Source organism: Pseudomonas sp. DTU12.3 (genome assembly GCF_004124275.1).
GTDB classification, from domain to species: domain Bacteria; phylum Pseudomonadota; class Gammaproteobacteria; order Pseudomonadales; family Pseudomonadaceae; genus Aquipseudomonas; species Aquipseudomonas helmanticensis.
In genome coordinates this window covers 2,471,546-2,489,152 of the sequence record NZ_CP027218.1, presented here as the reverse complement: position 1 = coordinate 2,489,152, position 17,607 = coordinate 2,471,546, and the positions used below count along the sequence as shown (strand labels likewise).

General features: G+C 60.5%; 18 protein-coding genes and 3 pseudogenes. 8 read left to right on the top strand and 13 right to left on the bottom strand.

What is annotated here, in order from left to right; translation table 11 throughout:
* Window positions 1-149: 149 nt before the first annotated feature.
* Both C2E19_RS11335 and C2E19_RS11330 read left to right on the top strand, forming a co-directional pair.
* Window positions 150-1,109: a nucleoside-specific channel-forming protein Tsx gene (locus C2E19_RS11335; protein WP_129391810.1), complete on the top strand. Its 960-nt coding sequence runs from the start codon at window positions 150-152 to the stop codon at window positions 1,107-1,109.
* Between the two features lie 15 nt (window positions 1,110-1,124).
* Window positions 1,125-2,147, top strand: coding sequence for a purine nucleoside permease (locus C2E19_RS11330; protein ID WP_129391807.1), 1,023 nt, complete (start codon window positions 1,125-1,127; stop codon window positions 2,145-2,147).
* Window positions 2,148-2,240: 93 nt separating this feature from the next.
* Here the strand turns inward: C2E19_RS11330 and C2E19_RS11325 are convergent, their stop codons facing one another.
* The 3 genes from C2E19_RS11325 to C2E19_RS11315 form a co-directional block, all read right to left on the bottom strand.
* Window positions 2,241-3,197 (bottom strand): zinc-binding alcohol dehydrogenase family protein, encoded by a 957-nt coding sequence (locus C2E19_RS11325; protein ID WP_129391804.1) that lies wholly within the window; start codon window positions 3,195-3,197, stop codon window positions 2,241-2,243.
* A gap of 30 nt (window positions 3,198-3,227) precedes the next feature.
* Window positions 3,228-3,401, bottom strand: coding sequence for a DUF1427 family protein (locus C2E19_RS11320; RefSeq protein ID WP_080750762.1), 174 nt, complete (start codon window positions 3,399-3,401; stop codon window positions 3,228-3,230).
* Window positions 3,402-3,567: 166 nt separating this feature from the next.
* Window positions 3,568-4,359: a helix-turn-helix domain-containing protein gene (locus C2E19_RS11315; protein ID WP_129391801.1), complete on the bottom strand. Its 792-nt coding sequence runs from the start codon at window positions 4,357-4,359 to the stop codon at window positions 3,568-3,570.
* A 136-nt stretch (window positions 4,360-4,495) separates the two neighbouring features.
* On the opposite strand from C2E19_RS11315, the gene C2E19_RS11310 reads away from it, so the two are divergent.
* Entirely contained in the window at window positions 4,496-4,723 is a 228-nt protein-coding gene (locus C2E19_RS11310) for a DUF6555 family protein (RefSeq protein ID WP_122590498.1), read from the top strand.
* 39 nt (window positions 4,724-4,762) lie between these two features.
* Window positions 4,763-5,035, top strand: a complete 273-nt coding sequence (locus C2E19_RS11305; protein WP_129391798.1) for a hypothetical protein — start codon at window positions 4,763-4,765, stop codon at window positions 5,033-5,035.
* Between the two features lie 24 nt (window positions 5,036-5,059).
* Here the strand turns inward: C2E19_RS11305 and C2E19_RS11300 are convergent, their stop codons facing one another.
* From C2E19_RS11300 to C2E19_RS11290, 3 genes are all read right to left on the bottom strand, one after another.
* Complete coding sequence (locus C2E19_RS11300) at window positions 5,060-5,227, bottom strand: metallothionein (protein WP_129391796.1); 168 nt, start codon at window positions 5,225-5,227, stop codon at window positions 5,060-5,062.
* 217 nt (window positions 5,228-5,444) lie between these two features.
* Complete coding sequence (locus tag C2E19_RS11295) at window positions 5,445-5,897, bottom strand: DMT family transporter (protein ID WP_129391793.1); 453 nt, start codon at window positions 5,895-5,897, stop codon at window positions 5,445-5,447.
* Window positions 5,898-5,900: 3 nt separating this feature from the next.
* On the bottom strand, window positions 5,901-6,386 hold the full coding sequence (locus C2E19_RS11290; protein WP_129391790.1) for a DMT family transporter: 486 nt from the start codon (window positions 6,384-6,386) through the stop codon (window positions 5,901-5,903).
* A gap of 113 nt (window positions 6,387-6,499) precedes the next feature.
* Between C2E19_RS11290 and C2E19_RS11285 the strand changes: the two genes are divergently transcribed.
* Entirely contained in the window at window positions 6,500-7,435 is a 936-nt protein-coding gene (locus C2E19_RS11285) for a LysR family transcriptional regulator (RefSeq protein WP_129391787.1), read from the top strand.
* A gap of 339 nt (window positions 7,436-7,774) precedes the next feature.
* On the opposite strand, the pseudogene C2E19_RS29395 reads toward C2E19_RS11285, so the two are convergent.
* From C2E19_RS29395 to C2E19_RS11275, 3 genes and pseudogenes are all read right to left on the bottom strand, one after another.
* Window positions 7,775-8,368, bottom strand: a pseudogene (locus C2E19_RS29395) (methyl-accepting chemotaxis protein); the annotation flags it as partial.
* Between the two features lie 312 nt (window positions 8,369-8,680).
* Window positions 8,681-9,457 (bottom strand): annotated as a pseudogene (locus tag C2E19_RS29390) (cache domain-containing protein); the annotation flags it as partial.
* A 165-nt stretch (window positions 9,458-9,622) separates the two neighbouring features.
* The gene (locus C2E19_RS11275) at window positions 9,623-10,939 is read right to left on the bottom strand and encodes a Na+/H+ antiporter family protein (protein ID WP_129391781.1); all 1,317 of its coding nucleotides are present in this window, start codon (window positions 10,937-10,939) and stop codon (window positions 9,623-9,625) included.
* Between the two features lie 231 nt (window positions 10,940-11,170).
* Here C2E19_RS11275 and C2E19_RS29385 point away from each other — a divergent pair.
* Window positions 11,171-12,646, top strand: a pseudogene (locus tag C2E19_RS29385) (HAMP domain-containing protein); the annotation flags it as partial.
* A gap of 102 nt (window positions 12,647-12,748) precedes the next feature.
* Window positions 12,749-13,504 carry a methyl-accepting chemotaxis protein gene (locus C2E19_RS29380; RefSeq protein ID WP_371044236.1) on the top strand — a complete coding sequence of 252 codons (756 nt, stop codon included), beginning with the start codon at window positions 12,749-12,751 and terminating at the stop codon, window positions 13,502-13,504.
* Window positions 13,505-13,625: 121 nt separating this feature from the next.
* Here C2E19_RS29380 and C2E19_RS11265 read toward each other — a convergent pair whose 3' ends face one another.
* The 4 genes from C2E19_RS11265 to C2E19_RS11250 are packed head-to-tail and all read right to left on the bottom strand — an operon-like array spanning window position 13,626 to window position 16,227.
* Window positions 13,626-14,939, bottom strand: coding sequence for a sensor histidine kinase (locus C2E19_RS11265; RefSeq protein WP_129391774.1), 1,314 nt, complete (start codon window positions 14,937-14,939; stop codon window positions 13,626-13,628).
* Window positions 14,936-15,604 (bottom strand): response regulator transcription factor, encoded by a 669-nt coding sequence (locus C2E19_RS11260; protein WP_129391771.1) that lies wholly within the window; start codon window positions 15,602-15,604, stop codon window positions 14,936-14,938. Before C2E19_RS11260 ends, C2E19_RS11265 begins: the two co-directional genes overlap by 4 nt.
* Before the next feature lie 3 nt (window positions 15,605-15,607).
* Entirely contained in the window at window positions 15,608-15,919 is a 312-nt protein-coding gene (locus tag C2E19_RS11255) for a PepSY domain-containing protein (protein ID WP_129391768.1), read from the bottom strand.
* Window positions 15,919-16,227 (bottom strand): PepSY domain-containing protein, encoded by a 309-nt coding sequence (locus C2E19_RS11250; RefSeq protein WP_129391765.1) that lies wholly within the window; start codon window positions 16,225-16,227, stop codon window positions 15,919-15,921. The genes C2E19_RS11255 and C2E19_RS11250 overlap by 1 nt, the downstream gene beginning before the upstream one ends.
* A gap of 241 nt (window positions 16,228-16,468) precedes the next feature.
* Here C2E19_RS11250 and C2E19_RS11240 point away from each other — a divergent pair, with 241 nt between their 5' ends.
* Window positions 16,469-17,548 carry a patatin-like phospholipase family protein gene (locus C2E19_RS11240; protein WP_129391762.1) on the top strand — a complete coding sequence of 360 codons (1,080 nt, stop codon included), beginning with the start codon at window positions 16,469-16,471 and terminating at the stop codon, window positions 17,546-17,548.
* Window positions 17,549-17,607 lie beyond the last annotated feature (59 nt).

Genomic DNA, 17,607 nt, shown 5'->3' with positions numbered 1-17,607 from the left:
TAAATTTGCGAATTCATCGATATTTCATGGCATTGAAAAAACTGGTACGGCTTGTGCAAACGTTTGCGTAACGTCAATCTCAAGGTTTTCGTAACAAAACCGTACAAGCCCACGGAACACGGGCTTCGATCCGCAAAAAAGGACTTTGAATGCACACCGCATCCCCCTTTCGCGCACCATTTGCGCGCACGTTTGCTGTTTCCTTGCTTCTTACCGGCGTTACCGGACTTCTCAGCGCCAGCGCTTTCGCTCAGCCCGCGCTACCAGAAGAATCCGCCCAGGGCGAAGCCCTCAGCCCGGAAGCCAGCCCGCCGAAAAAAGGCGAATACCTGTCGGACTGGTACAACCAGGATCTGATGCTGATCGGCAGCAAAGACATCAGTTTCGGCCCGCAGCCGTCCGACGACATCTACCTGGAATACGAGTACTTCGGTCGCAAGGGTCCGTTCGAACTGTACGGCTACATCGACGTGCCGAAAATCTTCAACATCGGCAACAGCCACGACAAAGGTGTCTGGGATCACGGCTCGCCGCTGTTTATGGAACACGAACCGCGTATCTCCATCGACTACCTCGCCGGCCGCAGCCTGGCCATCGGCCCGTTCAAGGAATGGTACGTCGCGTTCGACTGGATCTACGACCACGGCAGCCGCAAAGAGAACCGCGCCAACACGCTGTACAGCGGTTTCGGTACCGATATCGACACCCACTCGCGGGTCAATCTGTCGGCCAACCTCTACGGTCGTTACCAGTGGGAAAACTACGGCGCGAGCAACGAGTATTCGTGGGACGGCTACCGCGCCCAGCTCAAGTACATCGTGCCCATCGACAAATTCAGCAACGGCGCTTCGCTGACCTACATCGGCTTCACCAACTTCGATTTCGGCTCCGACATCCACAAGGACAACCCGGCACGCACCGCCAATGCGACGGTGGCGACCAACGTCTTGCTCTACTCGTTCACCCATTTGCGCTTCACCCTGGTCGGGCGTTATTTCCACAACGGCGGCAACTGGGAGGACGGCAGCGAGCTGAACTTCGGCGACGGTGATTTCCGCGCACGTTCCAATGGCTGGGGTTACTACGCCGGTGTCGGTTATCAGTTCTGATTTTCAGGAGGTTTCATGCAAGCAATCACGCGTCTGACCCTGGCCGGTCTGGCCCTGCTCTCTTCTACCGCCGGGGCGGCCGAGGCACCGATTCAACCGAAGGTAGTGCTGATCACCATGTTCGCCCCCGAGGCGCAAAACTGGATTGATCGTCTGCAGCTGAAGCAGGAAATCCGCGTACCGGGTCTGTCCGCCGAGTACCCGAACATCCGCTGCAATGCGCAGCAGGTGTGCCTGTTGACCACTGGCATGGGCCAGACCAACGCCGCCGCCTCGACTCTCGCACTGGCGTTGTCGCCGAAATTCGACTTGCGTAAAAGCTATTTCCTGATCGCTGGCATCGCCGGGATCAGCCCAAAACACGGGACCATCGGCACCGCCGCGTGGGCGCATTATCTGGTGGAATTCGGCACGCAGTGGGAGATCGATTCACGCGATGCGCCGTCGACCTGGCCGACCGGTTATCTGGGCATCAACAGCAAAAGCCCGAACGAAAAACCGCCACTGGACTACAAGACTGAAGTGTTCGAACTGAACGCGAAACTGCAAGACAAAGCCTTCGCCCTCAGCCACAAGGTCGAACTGAGCGAGAGTAAGGAATCGGCGGCGTGGCGCCTGAAATATCCGTCGGCGCCGGCCAATCAGCCACCCGTCGTTACCCGTTGCGACACACTGGCCGGCAACACCTGGTTTTCCGGCACGCGCTTGAGCGAACGGGCCGAGGTCTGGACCAGACTGCTGACCGACAACAAGGGCGAATACTGCACGACACAGCAGGAAGACAACTCGACCTATGAGGCGCTGTTGCGCGCCAGTCGTGAAGGGCTGGTGGATGTACAGCGCCTGGCGGTGGTGCGCGCCGGCTCCGATTTCGACCGCCCTGAACCGGGCGGCAGTGAGATAGATAACTTGCTCAAATATGCTGACCAAGGTGGATTTGTCCCAGCCTTGGAAAACCTTTATCGCGCAGGGAATCCGTTGGTGCAGGACATCCTCAAGCACTGGTCGGCCTGGGAAAACGGTGTGCCTGGGGTATAAAAATCAAAAGATCGCAGCCTGCGGCAGCTCCTACTTGCAATTGTGTTCCCCTGTAGGAGCTGCCGAAGGCTGCGATCTTTTAGCGGCTTGTAATCAGGGAATCAGGATGACTTTGTCACCGCTACCCTGATTCACCTCGGCGTAACGTGCCAGGCCGTCGGCCAAAGGCGACTCGACCAACCCTTGCGGCAGCGGCAGCAAGCCTTCATCGAAGAACCGCCCGAATTGCTCCAGCATCGCCGCGCAGGCGGCAACGCCGTACAACAGCGAATTGATCCCGACCACCGAACCACCCTTGCGGTACAGCGCCAGTGCCGGCAGTTGTACGTGACCGTCGACCGGTGCGGCGATGATTGCAATGCGTCCGAACGTGGCCAACGCCGCCACCGACGCTGGCAGCCAGAAACCGGTGGTGTCGAAGATCACATCGGCACCGTCGCGATACACCGCGTGGACCTGCGCACCGAGGTCTTCGGGATTATCCAGTTGAATCGTCTGATAACCCTGCGCCTGCAAATCCTTGACCTGCTCGGGGCGGCGCGCTGCTGCCAGCAATTGCGCACCGCGCACTTTGGCCAAGGCCAATGCTGCCGTCGCCACCGCGCCGCCGCCGATCACCAGCAAACGGGTTTCGGCGCTGACCAGACTGCGTTCCAGTGCATCCCATGCGGTGGTGTACGGCACGCCGAGGCTGGCGGCCTGGCTGAAACTCAAGTGCGAGGGTTTGTGCGCCACGCCATTGGCCGGCAGTTTGACGAATTGCGCGTGGGAACCGTCGGCAAAGAAACCCAGCTCACGACCGGTGCCCCAGACTTCCTGACCGATCAGCGCCTGCGGGCCTTCGACCACCACCCCGGCGAAATCCCGACCGGGGATGCGTGGCAACGTGGTGTAAGGAAAACGGCCGAGGACATTCTTCACGTCGCTGGGGTTGAGGCCGGCAGCCTTGATCTGCACCAGAATTTCGTCAGGGCCGGCCACCGGCGTCGGCACCTCGACGTAGCGCAGGGAAGACAGGTCGCCGGTTTTATCGAATTGCAGTGCTTTCATGGGGACATCCACCAAAGGAGAAAAGAAAATTCAGGACAACCAACCCGACACCAGTTGCCGGCCCATCGGCCACAACTGCTCACCGGCGAGCATGCCGAGCAAACCGACCAGCGCGATGGCCGGCGGCGCGGGCGAACGGAAGTCGAGCGCGCCATACAACAGGCCGACGCCCAGACCGATGGCCAGCGAAATCAGATAGTTCATGGGGAGCAACTCCGCCGCTTGAAGGAATGAGCAGAGTCTAGGGAATCGGGCGCGAAGGCATCGGCCAACGACTTCTGAATTTCGGCCAAATTCTCACCTGTAGGAGCTGCCGCAGGCTGCGATCTTTTGATGTTGATGTTAAACAGATCGCAGCCTGCGGCAGCTCCTACAGGCTTACGGTTTGGGTGGTGTTGAATTGTGAGGGGGCGACGCCCAGTTCGCGGCGGAACATGTCGCTGAAGCTGCTGGGGGAGTAGCCGAGTTCGCGGGCGATGACACTGACCGCCACGCCCTGAATCAATTCCGCCACCGCCGTCGCCAGTTGCACCTGCCGCCGCCATTCGGCAAAGCCCATGCCGAGGCCATCCTTGAACAACCGCGCCAACGTGCGCACGCTGGCCCCGGCATTTTCCGCGTGCTGCTCAAATGGAATCTCCAGCGACGGCGCCGCCATCACCGCCTGACACAGATTCATCAGACGCCGATCGGAGTCATCCGGCAGCGGGATCTTCAACTGCGAACGCCGTGCGCGTTTCAGCTCCAGCAACGCGAGGCCGACCAACGCCTCGTAATAGGCCGGCTCGCCACTGTCGCCCTGCTCCACCAGCCCGACGATCAACTCACGCAGCAAACCACCGACTTCAATCACCTGCACGGTTTGATCCAGCGTCGCCGCCAGCGCCGGGCGCAAGTAGATATTGCGCATCTGCAGATCCGAGACCACACGAATCCCGTGTGGCACACCGGGCGGCAACCACACCGCACGCTGCGGCGGCACCACCAGCGCTTCATGCGGCGTCTCGACCCACATCACCCCGCTCATCGCATACAGCAACTGCCCCCAGACATGCTCATGCGGTTCGATGAACAAGCCACGCGGATAGGTCCGCGCCACACGTTGCACGGGCACATCGGTGTCACTCAGATCGGGGGGCGCGGCGAGGGCCATGGCGAGCATTCATTGGGGTTGGCGGAGACAGCATGGTAACCAGTGCATCGATGCGTCGCCAATGATAGATACCGTCGGACAATCCGAATGAATTTTCCCGTGGCGCCGCGATCCTTCTATTACCACAGGGAGGAATACGGGCTTTATGAACAACGCAAAACTCTACGTCATCGAATACACCCTTCACGGCGCCGCCAAGTCGTTCATTATCCGCTCGGACAAAATGGACAACGCCGAGGCTTGGCACTGGGCGAGCTGCGACGCCGGCGTCGGGCGAATCCCGCGATTTGGCCGGGAAAAGGTGCAGAAAACCAGCAAACCGATGGCGGAAAAATTCGGCGTCGAAAATGTCGTGTGGCGACCGACCAGCTAAGCTTTGCGCAGCGATCGGTAACATTCGGGGGAATGCACAATGAGCAACATCTGCAGCGCGGCGCATCTGGACTACGGCCTCGACACGCTCTTTGGGCGGATTACCAAAAGCGTGGATTGTCGCGTGGGTCTGGAAGCGGTCGAAGATGATCCGTTTCGTTTCGCGCTGAGAGTCCCCGCGCCGTTACCCGAGGATCTCGATCAGGCGCAAACCGTGGTGGTCAGGGTTGAAGGCCGACGGCTGCAAGGCACGGTGCGGCATACCGAGCGCATGGATGATGCGAGTTTGAAACTGGAAGTGGAGCCTGATTAGGCTCCACTTTTTTTGTGGCCGCGGTTATTTGGGATGCGCGCAATGGCAGCCCTTGCTTGAGCACTCTTCGCCACTCTTGTGGTGGTGCGCGCAGGCTTCGCAACAATAGTGTTTACCGTGCACGGCGTAGGCATGTTCGCCCTCTTTGATGGTGCATTTGCATCCGGGGCAATCGCATTTTCTATCAGGCATGGGACAGACTCCTTGCGTGGTGGTTGTCTGGGGCTTGAAGGGCAAGCCGTGATAACCAGTGTAGGAGCTGCCGCAGGCTGCGATCTTTTGATCTTGAAAACAAAGATCAAAAGATCGCAGCCTCCGGCAGCTCCTACATGAAACCCGCGGCGCAGCCAAACACATCGAGAGGAGGTGCAGCGCAGCAAACCGTAGGCGATGCCCCCCGAAAATAAAATCACCCAGCCGAACGCGAACTCCGATACATAAACACCAAAGCCAACCCCAGACACCCCATCGCCAAAACCCGACTCGAAGACAGGTCAATCGCCGGATTCCCCAACCAGCCAAAGTTATCAATCAACATGCCCATCCCCAACTGCCCGACAATCACCGCCACAGTAGCGACCGCCGTCCCCACCACTGGCACCGCCCCCACCATCACCATCATGTAAACCACCCCGAACAACGCCCCCGTCAGCTGCCACTTCGGCACATCCAACAGACTCACCGCCTGCGCCGGTTCAAAAAACAAAATCAACAACCCGGTCACCACTGCACCCACCGCAAACGTCAGCAAACTACTGCGCAACACCCCGACGGTCTCGCCCAGACGCCCATTGATCGCCGCCTGCACACTCAACACCGCACCGGCCAACACCACCACCGCCAACAAAATAACCAGACCCATCACTCACCCCCGCGCAATCAGAACCAACGCCACCACAATCAACCCCAACGCCAGCCAACGCTCAGCATTGACCTTCTTGCGCGCTGCTCCGAACCAGCCGAAATGGTCGATCAATACACTCTTGCCGACCTGTCCGGACAAAATCGCAATCATCGTCATCGCAATGCCGATATGCGGCGTCGCCAACGTCAACACCACGACATACATCGGCCCGAGAAACCCACCGATCAACTGCCAGCGCGGCAACTCGGTCAACGCCGGGCCTTTTTGCGGACCGGCGAACAGCAGCAGCAAAAACAGGATCGCCGAGCCCACGCCAAAGATGCTCAACGTCGCCCATAGATGCCCGACCTGCACACCCAACGGCCCGAGCAACCCCGCCTCCACCGACAAGCCCATGCCCGCCAGGATCACCAGCGGCAGGAGCAACAAGCGCAACCACGACCGCGCCACCGGCGCCGCGACAGCGCCTTCATCCAACGTCTGCATAACTCAACTTCCACGCAAGTAATCGATGGCGCGGATTATCGGCTGGCGTCGCTGTGCGATAAATGGGAGCATCCGGACAACACTTTTGCGCAATACGCACAGCAGGACAGATCATGCACGGGCTCAACGAACTCGGATTCAAAGCGCTAAGGCTGTTTGTGGCGGTGCTCGACCATGGCAGTTTTTCCGAAGTCGCTCGCCGCGAGGGCGTGGCGCCCTCTTCGATTTCCCGGCAGATTCAATTGATGGAGCAAGCGCTGAACCAGCAATTGCTCTACCGCCACACCCGCGCCGTGAGCCCGACCGAAGCCGGACGCCTGCTCGGTCATCACGCGCGACTGCTGCTGGTGCAACTGGAGGAAGCCGGGCAAGCCTTGCAGGAACAGCAAAGCGAACCCACCGGCCTGGTGCGAATCAACGCCCCGGTGGTGTTCGGCCAGCGTCATTTGACGCCGTGGCTGGGCCAGTTGTGCGCGCGCTATCCGAAGCTGCAACTGGATATCCAGCAAACCGACCATTACGTCGATCCCTTGCAGGAAGGTGCAGATCTGCTGTTTCGCATCGGCCCGCTGCACGATTCGAGCATGCAGGCGCGGATTCTGGCGCCGCATCGCTTTCAGGTCGCGGCCAGCCCGGCGTATCTCAAGCGCCACGGCACACCGCAACATCCCGAGGATCTCGCGCAGCATCAATGCCTGGCCTACAAGGGTGCGACGGGGCAGCAACGCTGGTTTTTCCGTCGTGACGGGGAGGACTGGACGCCCTACTCGGTCAAAGGCCCGATCACCGGCAACCATGCTGACACGCTGACGCAAGCCGCCGAACAAGGGTTGGGGCTGGTGATGTTTCCGTCATGGCTGATTGGTGAAGCGGTGCGCGAAGGCACGCTGGTGCCGGTGCTGCGGGAGTATCAGGTGTCGAACAGCCTGGAACCGCAGCAGATCGCGGTGTTGTGGCCGGGGAGTCGCAGGTTGTCGGTGAAGGTGCGCACGGTGATTGATTTCTTCATCGAATGCTTCGGCGAAATCCCCTACTGGGACAGGCCTTGAGTATTTGAAGATCAAAAGCCCCTCACCCTAGCCCTCTCCCGGAGGGAGAGGGAACTGACCGAGGTGTCTTGCGTCATTTATCGACCTGAAAGATTGAGTCGATTATGGATTCGGTAAAACTGCTTCAGGTCGGCGGAGTTCCACAGCATTCCCCAATCAGTCCCCTCTCCCTCTGGGAGAGGGAACTGACCGAGGTGTCTTGCGTCATTTATCGACCTGAAAGATTGAGTCGATTATGGATTCGGTAAAGCTGCTTCAGGTCGGCGGAGTTCCACAGCATCCCCCAATCAGTCCCCTCTCCCTCTGGGAGAGGGCTAGGGTGAGGGGCTTTTCAGGCGGTCAGATCCGGAACTGGCCGACCAGTTTGCCCAGGCGCTGGCCGAGGTCTGCGAGGCTGCGCGATGTCTGTGCACCCAACTGGGTTTCATCGGCAACGTTATCCACCGCCACCGCGATCTGATGCACGCTGCGGTTGATCTCTTCGGCCACCGCCGTTTGTTCCTCGGCCGCACTGGCGATCTGCGCGTTCATCGAGTTGATCGTCGCAATCAGCTCGGCCATCGCATCCAGCGAAGCACCGGCCTGATTGGCCTGTTGCGAAGTGCCGTCACCGGCCTCGCTGGAACGACGCATCGCCTCGACTGCCTGCTGGGTGCCCGCCTGCAAGCGATCGATCATCCCCTGAATTTCCTGGGTGCTGATCTGAGTGCGACTGGCCAATGCGCGCACCTCGTCGGCGACCACGGCAAACCCGCGACCGGCCTCACCGGCGCGCGCTGCCTCGATCGCCGCGTTCAATGCCAGCAGGTTGGTCTGCTCGGCAATCGAGCGAATCACCCCAAGCACGCCGACAATCGAGGTCACGTCCTGCTGCAGACTGTCGAGCGACACGCCGCTGCTGCGAATATCATCGACCAGCGCATGAATCTGTTTGATGCTGCCGGCGACCACGCGCTTGGCGCTCTGGCCTTCTTCATCGGTCTGCTGGGCGGCGACGGCGGCGTTCTGCGCGCTCTTCGCCACTTCCTGCGCGGCCGCGGACATTTCGTTGATCGCCGTGGCGACCTGATCGGTCTCGTGACGCTGACGTTCCATTGCCTGATCCGAACGCTGGGCCTGATCGGACACCTGAGTGACCAGACCAGTCAGTTGCGTGGTCATCTCGGTGATCTGCCGCACCAGGCCATGGATCTTGTCGACGAAACGGTTGAACGAGCCGGCCAGCTCACCGAGTTCATCCTGGCTGGTGATGTTCAGCCGACGCGTGAGGTCGCCCTCACCCGCCGCGATGTCGTCGAGGTTGGCCTTCATCAAATTCAGCGGACGTAAAATGGTATTGGCCAGCAACATCCCCGCCGCCGCAATCACCAGCAGCACCACCACCGCCACGCCAACGATGCTCAGCACCACGCCTTGCATGCGTTCCTGCACCTGCGCTTCAACCAGCGCCACTTGCGCTTCGATGCCATCGAGGTTGACCGACGTACCGACCGCCATGTCCCACTTGGCCAGGTATTCGGTGTAGCCGAGTTTCGGCACCAACACCTGCGCATTGCCCGGCAGCGGCGAGCTGTATTGCAGATAGTGCGTGCCGTCCTTCGCCACACTCACCAGACCACGGTTGACGTAGACGCCGTTCGGGTCGCGATTGTCCTTGAAGCTTTTGCCCACGCCTTCGGGGTCGTTGGCCTTGAACAGGCGCACGGTCTCGGAGTCGTAGCCGAAGAAGTAACCGTCCTTGCCGTAACGGATGCCCGAGAGCAATTTGATCGCCTGCGCGCGCGCCTCGGCATCACCGGGAGCAGCAGCGTCGTACAGCGGTTTGATCGTGGTCATGGCGACGGCGACGTAACTTTGCAGGGTCGCTTTGGCATCGCCGAGCAGGCGTTCGCGGGTCTGCTCGACCTCTGTGTGCGCCTGTTCCTGGAGGATGAACAGCGTGGTCAGACTGATGACCAGCGCAAAGAGCAATACCGGAAGAACGGCGAGGGAGAGGACTTTAGCCTTGAGGCTCAGGCGCATTGTGGGGGCTCACTCTTTTGGTTTTATTGGCGTGGTTAAAGGCTTTAACGGCACGCAATAGCAAAAGTTGAACCCGCAAAAAAAGATCGCAGCCTTCGGCAGCTCCTACAGAGATCAATGTAGGAGCTGCCGAAGGCTGCGATCTTTTGATCTTCAGAGGCTAAATCACAACACCATCGCGGCCACCCAGCCGAACGCCAGCAGCGGCAGATTGTAATGCAGGAACGTCGGCACCACGGTGTCCCAGATGTGGTGATGCTGACCGTCGATGTTCAAGCCAGAGGTCGGGCCGAGGGTCGAATCCGAGGCCGGTGAACCGGCGTCTCCCAACGCACCGGCGGTACCGACGATGCACACGATAGCGATCGGGCTGAAGCCCAGCTGCACGCACAGCGGTACAAAAATCGCCGCCAGAATCGGCACGGTGGAAAACGACGAACCGATGCCCATGGTCACCAGCAACCCGACCAGCAACATCAACAGCGCGCCGATGCCCTTGCTGTGATTGATCCACGACGCCGACGACTCGACCAGCGTCTGCACCTCTCCGGTCGCCTTCATCACTTCGGCAAAACCGGACGCGGCGATCATGATGAAGCCGATCATCGCCATCATCTTCATGCCTTCGGTGAACAGGTCATCCGTCTCGCGCCACTTCACAATGCCCGACACCGAGAAGATCAGGAACCCGACCAGCGCCCCGATAATCATCGAGTCCAGCAACAGTTGCACAATGAACGCAGCGGCAATCGCCACACCGGCAATCATCAGGCTCATCGGGTTGTACTGCACCGCCACTTGCTCGACCTGCTCGATCTTCGCCAGGTCGTAGACGCGCCGTTTGCGATAGCTGACGAACGCCATCGCCAACCCGAAGACCATGCCCAACGCCGGAATGCCCATGGCGTGGGTGACATTGATGCCACTGATGTCGACGCCGCTGCGCGCAACATTGGCCAACAAAATCTCATTGAGAAAGATGTTACCGAAGCCTACCGGGAGGAACATGTACGGAGTGATCAGACCGAACGTCATCACACAGGCGATCAAACGGCGATCGAGTTGCAGCTTGGTCAGTACATATAAAAGCGGCGGCACCAGCAGCGGAATGAAGGCGATGTGGATCGGCAGAATATTCTGCGAAGCGATCGCCACCACCCACAGCAGGCCGATCAGCAGCCATTTGACGCTGTCGCCGCCGCTCGAATGCTGGCGATCGACCATCGCCAAGGCCTTGTCCGCCAGCGCATGGGCCAGGCCGGACTTGGCAATCGCCACGGCGAAAGCGCCCAACAACGCGTAGGACAACGCCACGGTCGCCCCGCCACCCAGACCGCTGTTGAACGCCTTGAGCGTGGCGTCGATGCCCAGGCCACCGGTCAAACCACCGACCAGCGCGCCCACGATCAGGGCGATCACCACGTGCACGCGGGACAGGCTGAGCACCAGCATGACGCCGACCGCCGCTATGACTGCATTCATTTCACTACCTCAAAAAACACTGCGGTGGAAAACCGACCGCCAGACAGGATGAGTCCGCCAACGGATTACCGGCGGATTTGCAAAGAGGGTCTTATTAGAAGGGCGCGCACTGTGCCGCAGAGTGGCGGCGCTGTCAAAACATCCAAAGCTGTACCCACCCCCTGTGGCGAGGGGGCTTGCCCCCGTCCGGCTGCGAAGCAGTCGTAAAACCAGACAACGAGGTTTCGCTGAATGAACGCGGGGGCGGCTTCGTCACCCAACGGGGGCAAGCCCCCTCGCCACAGGAATAGCAGTGCAACAGAGTATTCGCATCGAGCAGTGCGGCAATTGGTCATATTGTGTTTCAGGGATAAAGAAAGCCGAAACGCGGCCGTTACAGTGCAAAGTCTCAGATATTTATCGAATAAGGACGTCTCCATGTCGCTCAGACAACTTTCCATCCAATGGAAAATCACCCTGCTCGCCGGCCTCTGCCTGGCCGGTATCGTGACCCTGTTGGTGGGTCTTTCGCTGTACCGCATGGAGCACAGTTCCGCACTGGTGAAAGCCTCCAGCATGGAGATGCTCACCGAGTCGGCGCAGGCGCGCATCGAGTCGCAAGGCGAAGTGCAAGCCGCCGGCATCCGCCAGCAATTCATGGACGCCTATCAATACGGTCACGGTTTCTCGCGGCAGGTGCTGTTCCTGCGCGAGCAGGCCGAGAAGCGCTTCCTCGATGCCTTCGACCTGCGCGAAGACATGACCCGTCAGGTCAAGTCCGCGCTGCAAGCCAACCCGGACTTGCTCGGCCTGTCGCTGGTGTTCGAAGCCAACGCGCTGGACGGCAAGGACGAATTGTTTGCCGGCCAGGCCGAACTGGGCAGCAACGACAAGGGCCGTTTCGCCCTGTACTGGTCGCAACCGACCCCGGGCAAAGTCACTTCGATGGCGCTGCCGGAAAGCGACATGGCCGACACCAGCACCGGCCCTAGCGGTCAGGCCGCCAATGCTTGGTTCACCTGCCCGCGCACGACGCTCAAGCCGTGCGTGATCGAACCGTACTTCTATGTGATCGACGGCCAGAACGTGCTGATGACCAGCATCGTCTTCCCGCTGATGGTCAATGGCAAAGTCATCGCCTCGCTGTCGGTCGACATCAACCTCAACAGCCTGCAAGCGATCAGCCAGGGCGCAAGCAAAAAGCTCTATGACGGCCAGACCGCCGTGAGCATCGTCAGCCCTGCCGGCCTGCTCGCCGGGTACAGCCCGGACGCGAGCAAATTGAGCCAGCGTCTGGATGCCGTCGACAAGGTCAGCGGTGCCGAGTTGCTGAGCAAGCTGTCGTCCAGCAGCAGTGTCAGCAGTCTGCACAGCAACGGCGAGTTGAAAGTGCTGTCGCCGTTCCAGCCGATTCCGGGCGGCCCGTCGTGGGGCGTGTTGCTCGATGTACCGGAGAAAGTCCTGGTCAGCCGTGCCGAAGCGCTCAAGCAACAACTGGACGCGAGCAATAATTCCGGCACGTTGATCGAGCTGAGCCTCGGCGTGCTGGCCGCATTGATCGGCCTGTTGCTGGTGTGGCTGATGGCGCGCAGCGTGACCAAGCCGATCCTCGGCGTGGCGCACATGCTCGAAGACATCGCCAGTGGCGAAGGCGATCTGACCCGCCGTCTGGCCTATGACAAAAAGGACGAACTCGGCCAGTTGGCCGGCTGGTTCAACCGTTTCCTCGACAAGTTGCAGCCGATCATCGCCGAGGTGAAACGCTCGGTGCAGGATGCGCGCAACACCGCCGATCAGTCCTCGGCCATCGCCGCGCAGACCAGCGCCGGTATGGAGCAGCAATACCGTCAGGTCGATCAGGTCGCCACCGCTTCTCACGAGATGAGTGCGACCGCGCAAGACGTTGCACGCAGTGCCGCGCAAGCAGCCGAAGCCGCCAAGGATGCCGATCGCGCCACCCGTCAGGGCCTGACCGTGATCGATCGCACCACCGCCAGTATCGACACCCTCGCCGCCGACATGAGCGCGGCCATGGTGCAGGTCGAAGGGCTGGCGGCCAACAGCGAAAAAATCGGCGCGGTGCTGGAAACCATCCGCGCCATTGCCGAGCAGACCAACCTGCTGGCGCTCAACGCCGCGATCGAAGCGGCGCGTGCAGGTGAAGCCGGACGTGGTTTTGCCGTGGTCGCGGATGAAGTGCGCAACCTCGCCCGCCGTACGCAAGAGTCGGTAGAAGAAACCCGTCAGGTGATCGAGCAATTGCAGAGCGGCACGCAGGATGTGGTCGGCTCGATGGGCAACAGCCATCGTCAGGCCCAGGGCAGTGTCGAGCAGGTAGGTCAGGCGGTGACTGCACTGCGCCAGATCGGCGATGCGGTGACGGTGATAAGCGACATGAACCTGCAGATTGCCAGCGCCGCCGAAGAGCAGAGCGCGGTGGCCGAGGAGATCAATAACAACGTGGCGACGATTCGTGATGTGACGGAGTCATTGTCCGGTCAGGCGAATGAATCGGCGCGGGTCAGCCAGTCGCTGAACAGCCTGGCGAATCAGCAACAGAGTTTGATGGATCAGTTTCGCGTCTGACCCACACGACATGTAGGACATGTAGGAACTGTCGAGTGCAACGAGGCTGCGATCTTTTGATCTCGCTTTAAAGATCAAAAGATCGCAGCCTGCGGCAGCTCCTACAGGGGTGATTTGGCGGTTAGCGTTTGGGCAGGTTGATCAGCACTTTCAGGCCGCCCCACTCGCTTTCCTGCAACGACAATGTGCCACCCCAGGTGTCGACGATGTCGCGCACAATCCCCAGCCCCAGGCCATGTCCGTGCGTCTGCTCATCCAGCCGCGTACCGCGACTGAACACCTGAGTGCGCTGCTCTTCGGGAATTCCCGGGCCGTCATCCTCGACGCTCAACGCAAAACCCTCAGCGCTTTCGACGACACTCAAACGCACCTCGGCATCCGCCCATTTGCAGGCGTTGTCGAGCAGGTTGCCCAGCAGTTCCAGCAAGTCTTCGCGATCCCACGGCAATTGCAGCCCGGCCGGCGCGACATAACTCAACGCCAGATGCTCGCCATGAATCATGTTCAGCGTCGCCAGCAACCCCGGCAACTCGGCATCACAATCGAACAACGCCCCAGGCAGCGCATCACCGGACAAGCGTGCACGATTAAGCTCGCGATTGAGCCGCTGCTGCACCTGCTCCAGTTGTTCCTTGAGCAGTTTGCGTAGCTCGGGGTGGGCATCGAGTTTCTCGCTGGAGGCCAGACTCAACAACACCGCCAACGGCGTTTTCAGCGCATGGCCGAGATTGCCCAAGGCATTGCGTGAACGCTTGAGGCTGTCCTCGGTGTGCGCGAGCAAATGGTTGATCTGCGCCACCAACGGCTCCAGCTCCACCGGCACCTGATCGTCCAGTTGCGAACGCTGGCCCTGCTGCAATTGCGCGATCTGTTCGCGCGCCTTTTCCAGTGGGCGCAAGGCGCGCCGCACGGTCAAGCGCTGCAAGAACAGAATCAACAACAAAGCCGCCAGACCCAGCCCGAGGCCGATCTGACGCATGCGCTGGAAGCTCTCGTTAACCGGCGTGTAATCCTGCGCGACGCTGATCGAGATCGACTGGCCCAGGCGCCGATAGTCCGAACGCAGCACCAGCAACTGCTGGCCGTCCGGCCCCAGCTGCAGGTTGCTGTGCAGTCCGGGATGTTCCAGCAACGGCAGATCCTGATCCCACATCGAGCGCGAACGCCAATGGCTGTCGGCAAAATCGATACGGAAATAATGCCCGGAAAACGGCCGCTGATAGGCTGGCGACAAATGCCGCTCATCCAGTTGCAAACCTTGCGGGCCACGAACCAGCGCCACCAGCAGGCTTTCGCTGTCGTTGCGCAACCCGGCTTCGAGGTAGCGCTGCAACCCCATTTCAAACAGCCACAAACTGGTTTGCGCCAGCACCAGGCCGACGATCACCATGACGCTGATCAACCCCAGGCTCAAGCGGCGCTGGATCGACCTCACGAAGCTTGCCCGCCGAACAGGTAACCCTGGCCGCGACGGGTTTCGATCACGCTTTTGCCGAGCTTGCGGCGCAGGTGATTGACGTGGACTTCGAGGACGTTGGAGTCACGCTCGGTTTCACCGTCGTAGAGGTGTTCGGCGAGGTGGCTTTTCGACAGGATCTGCTCCGGATGCAGCATGAAATAGCGCAGCAGGCGGAATTCGGCGGCAGTCAGCTGGATGTCGGCGCCATCGCGAACGACGCACTGGCGACCTTCATCCAGATGCAGTCCGGCAGCCTTCAGCGTCGGCTGATTGGCCTGGCCCTTGGAGCGGCGTAACAGCGACTGAATGCGCAACTGCAACTCTTCAGGGTGGAACGGTTTGGTCAGGTAATCGTCGGCACCGGCCTTCAGCCCTTCGATGCGCTCGGCCCAGGAATCGCGCGCGGTGAGGATCAACACCGGGATCGCCAGACCGCCGGCGCGCCATTGCGCCAGCACCTCAAGCCCAGGTACGCCGGGCAGGCCAAGGTCGAGAATGATCAGGTCATACGGCTCGCTGCTGCCCTGATACAGCGCGTCGCGGCCGTCGGCCAGCCAATCGACTGCGTAGCCTTGGCGTTGCAGGGCGGCGAGCAATTCGTCGGCCAGCGGCACATGGTCTTCCACCAGAAGCAAACGCATCGGTCAATCTTCCTTGTCTTTCACAAGTTCGCCGGTATCGGCCCTCAGGTGCAGCTCGCGGGCCACACCTTCAACCGTCAGCAACTCGACTTCATAAATGTAGACGTCGTGCTTTTCTTCCAGCTCGACCTCCAGCAGTTTCGCGCCAGGGTAGCGATCCATGGCTTGTTGCAGCACTTGCTCCAGCGGCAGGATCACGCCCTGCTTGCGCAGATTGAGCGCTTCGTCCGGACCGAGGTCGCGGGCCAGCGCCGCCGAGCAGAAAATCACAAGCGCCAGCGCAGTGCGGCTGGTGGCGCGAACATTAACCTTCATTACGTATCCTGATGATTCTTGAGCACTTGCCCGCTGACCGCGTCTAACTCCAGATCCCATTCCAGCCCCTGCCGATCACGCACTTCGATCTGGTAGATGTACTTGCCGTACTGCTCTTCCAGCTCGGTGTCGGTGATGGTCGCGCCCGGGTGCCTGGCCAGCGCGGTCGCGTTGAGCTTCTCGAAGGACACGATAGTACCAGCGTCACGCAGACGCAGGGCTTCATCGGGACCCAGATCACGCGCATGGGCGAGGCTGGCGGTGAGGCCGACGATCGAGGCAATGGACAGGGCAGTCAGGGTTTTCATGGGTGTCTCCGTATTTTTATGTGTTGCATACGGCGGGCACCTTAGCGATTTGAACTTAACTGAAACTGAATTGCCATCATTGCTCAGCACTCCGCACGCCCAATGTAGGAGCTGCCGCAGGCTGCGATCTTTTGATCTTGTCTTTTAAAAACAACATCAAAAGATCGCAGCCTGCGGCAGCTCCTGCAGGATTTTGTAACATGTGCTTATAATTGTTCGCTTGCTAACGATCGAGACCGGTATGACTGCCATCCACATCAAGTTCCCCGCCCTCACCCTCAAGGCCGGCCCGCGCGCCATGGCGCGGATTCGCGCGCAAGGCTTGCACGCCGCCGACGTCGGCACCCTGCCCGGCGCGGCTGGTGGGCCGAAGGCGTTGGGCATTCAGGGGCTGGACTTGGCGTTGTTCGGTGAATGGCTGCCGGCCGCACCACGCGAGCGTTCGCTGATCGGTGCGTCGGTCGGCTCCTGGCGTTTTGCGAGTGCCTGTCTGCCGGATGCCGCTGAAGGGATTCGCCGTCTCGGCCAGCTCTACGCCGAGCAGAATTTCAACAAGGGCGTGACCATGGCCGAGATCAGTCAGAGCTCGCAGCGCATGCTCAATGAGCTGCTCGACGGCCGCGACGCGAGCATCCTCAGCAACGCCGATTACCGCCTGAACATCATGGTGGTGAAAAGCCAGGGCCGCCTGGCCGACGACCATCGCGGTCGCCTCGGGCTGGCACTGGGTTCGGTGATCGCCGATAACCTGCGTGGGCGCGCACGGCTGTCGCGGCACTTCGAGCGACTGATCATCCACGATCCGCGCCTGGCGCCACCGGTGAATGCGCTGAATGACTTCCCGTCACGCTTCGTCGCCCTGAATGCCGCTAACTTGCGTCAGGCGCTATTGGCCTCGGGTTCGATCCCGATGGTCATGGAAGGCGTGCGTGACCTGCCGGGTGCTGGCGCCGGCACCTTTCGCGACGGTGGCTTGCTCGATTATCACCTCGACCTGCCCTACAGCGGCGACGGCATCGTGCTCTATCCGCACTTCACCGACCGGGTGATTCCCGGCTGGTTTGACAAGACCCTGCCGTGGCGCAAGGCCTCGGTGCAACGTTTGCAGGACGTGCTGTTGCTCGCGCCCTCGAAGGAATACCTGGCGCGTCTGCCCTACGGCAAACTGCCCGACCGAAATGACTTCAAACGCTTCATGGGCGATGCGCCGAGCCGGCAGAAATACTGGCACGCGGCGATGGACGAAAGCCGCCGCCTCGGCGACGAGTTCCTTGAACTGACTGCCAATGGTCGCCTCGCCGAGCGCTTGCTGACCCTTTAGTCAGCACGGCCAAACACAAGCTGGTAAACTCGCCGCCTGCCCGAATCGCTGCGGCGAAC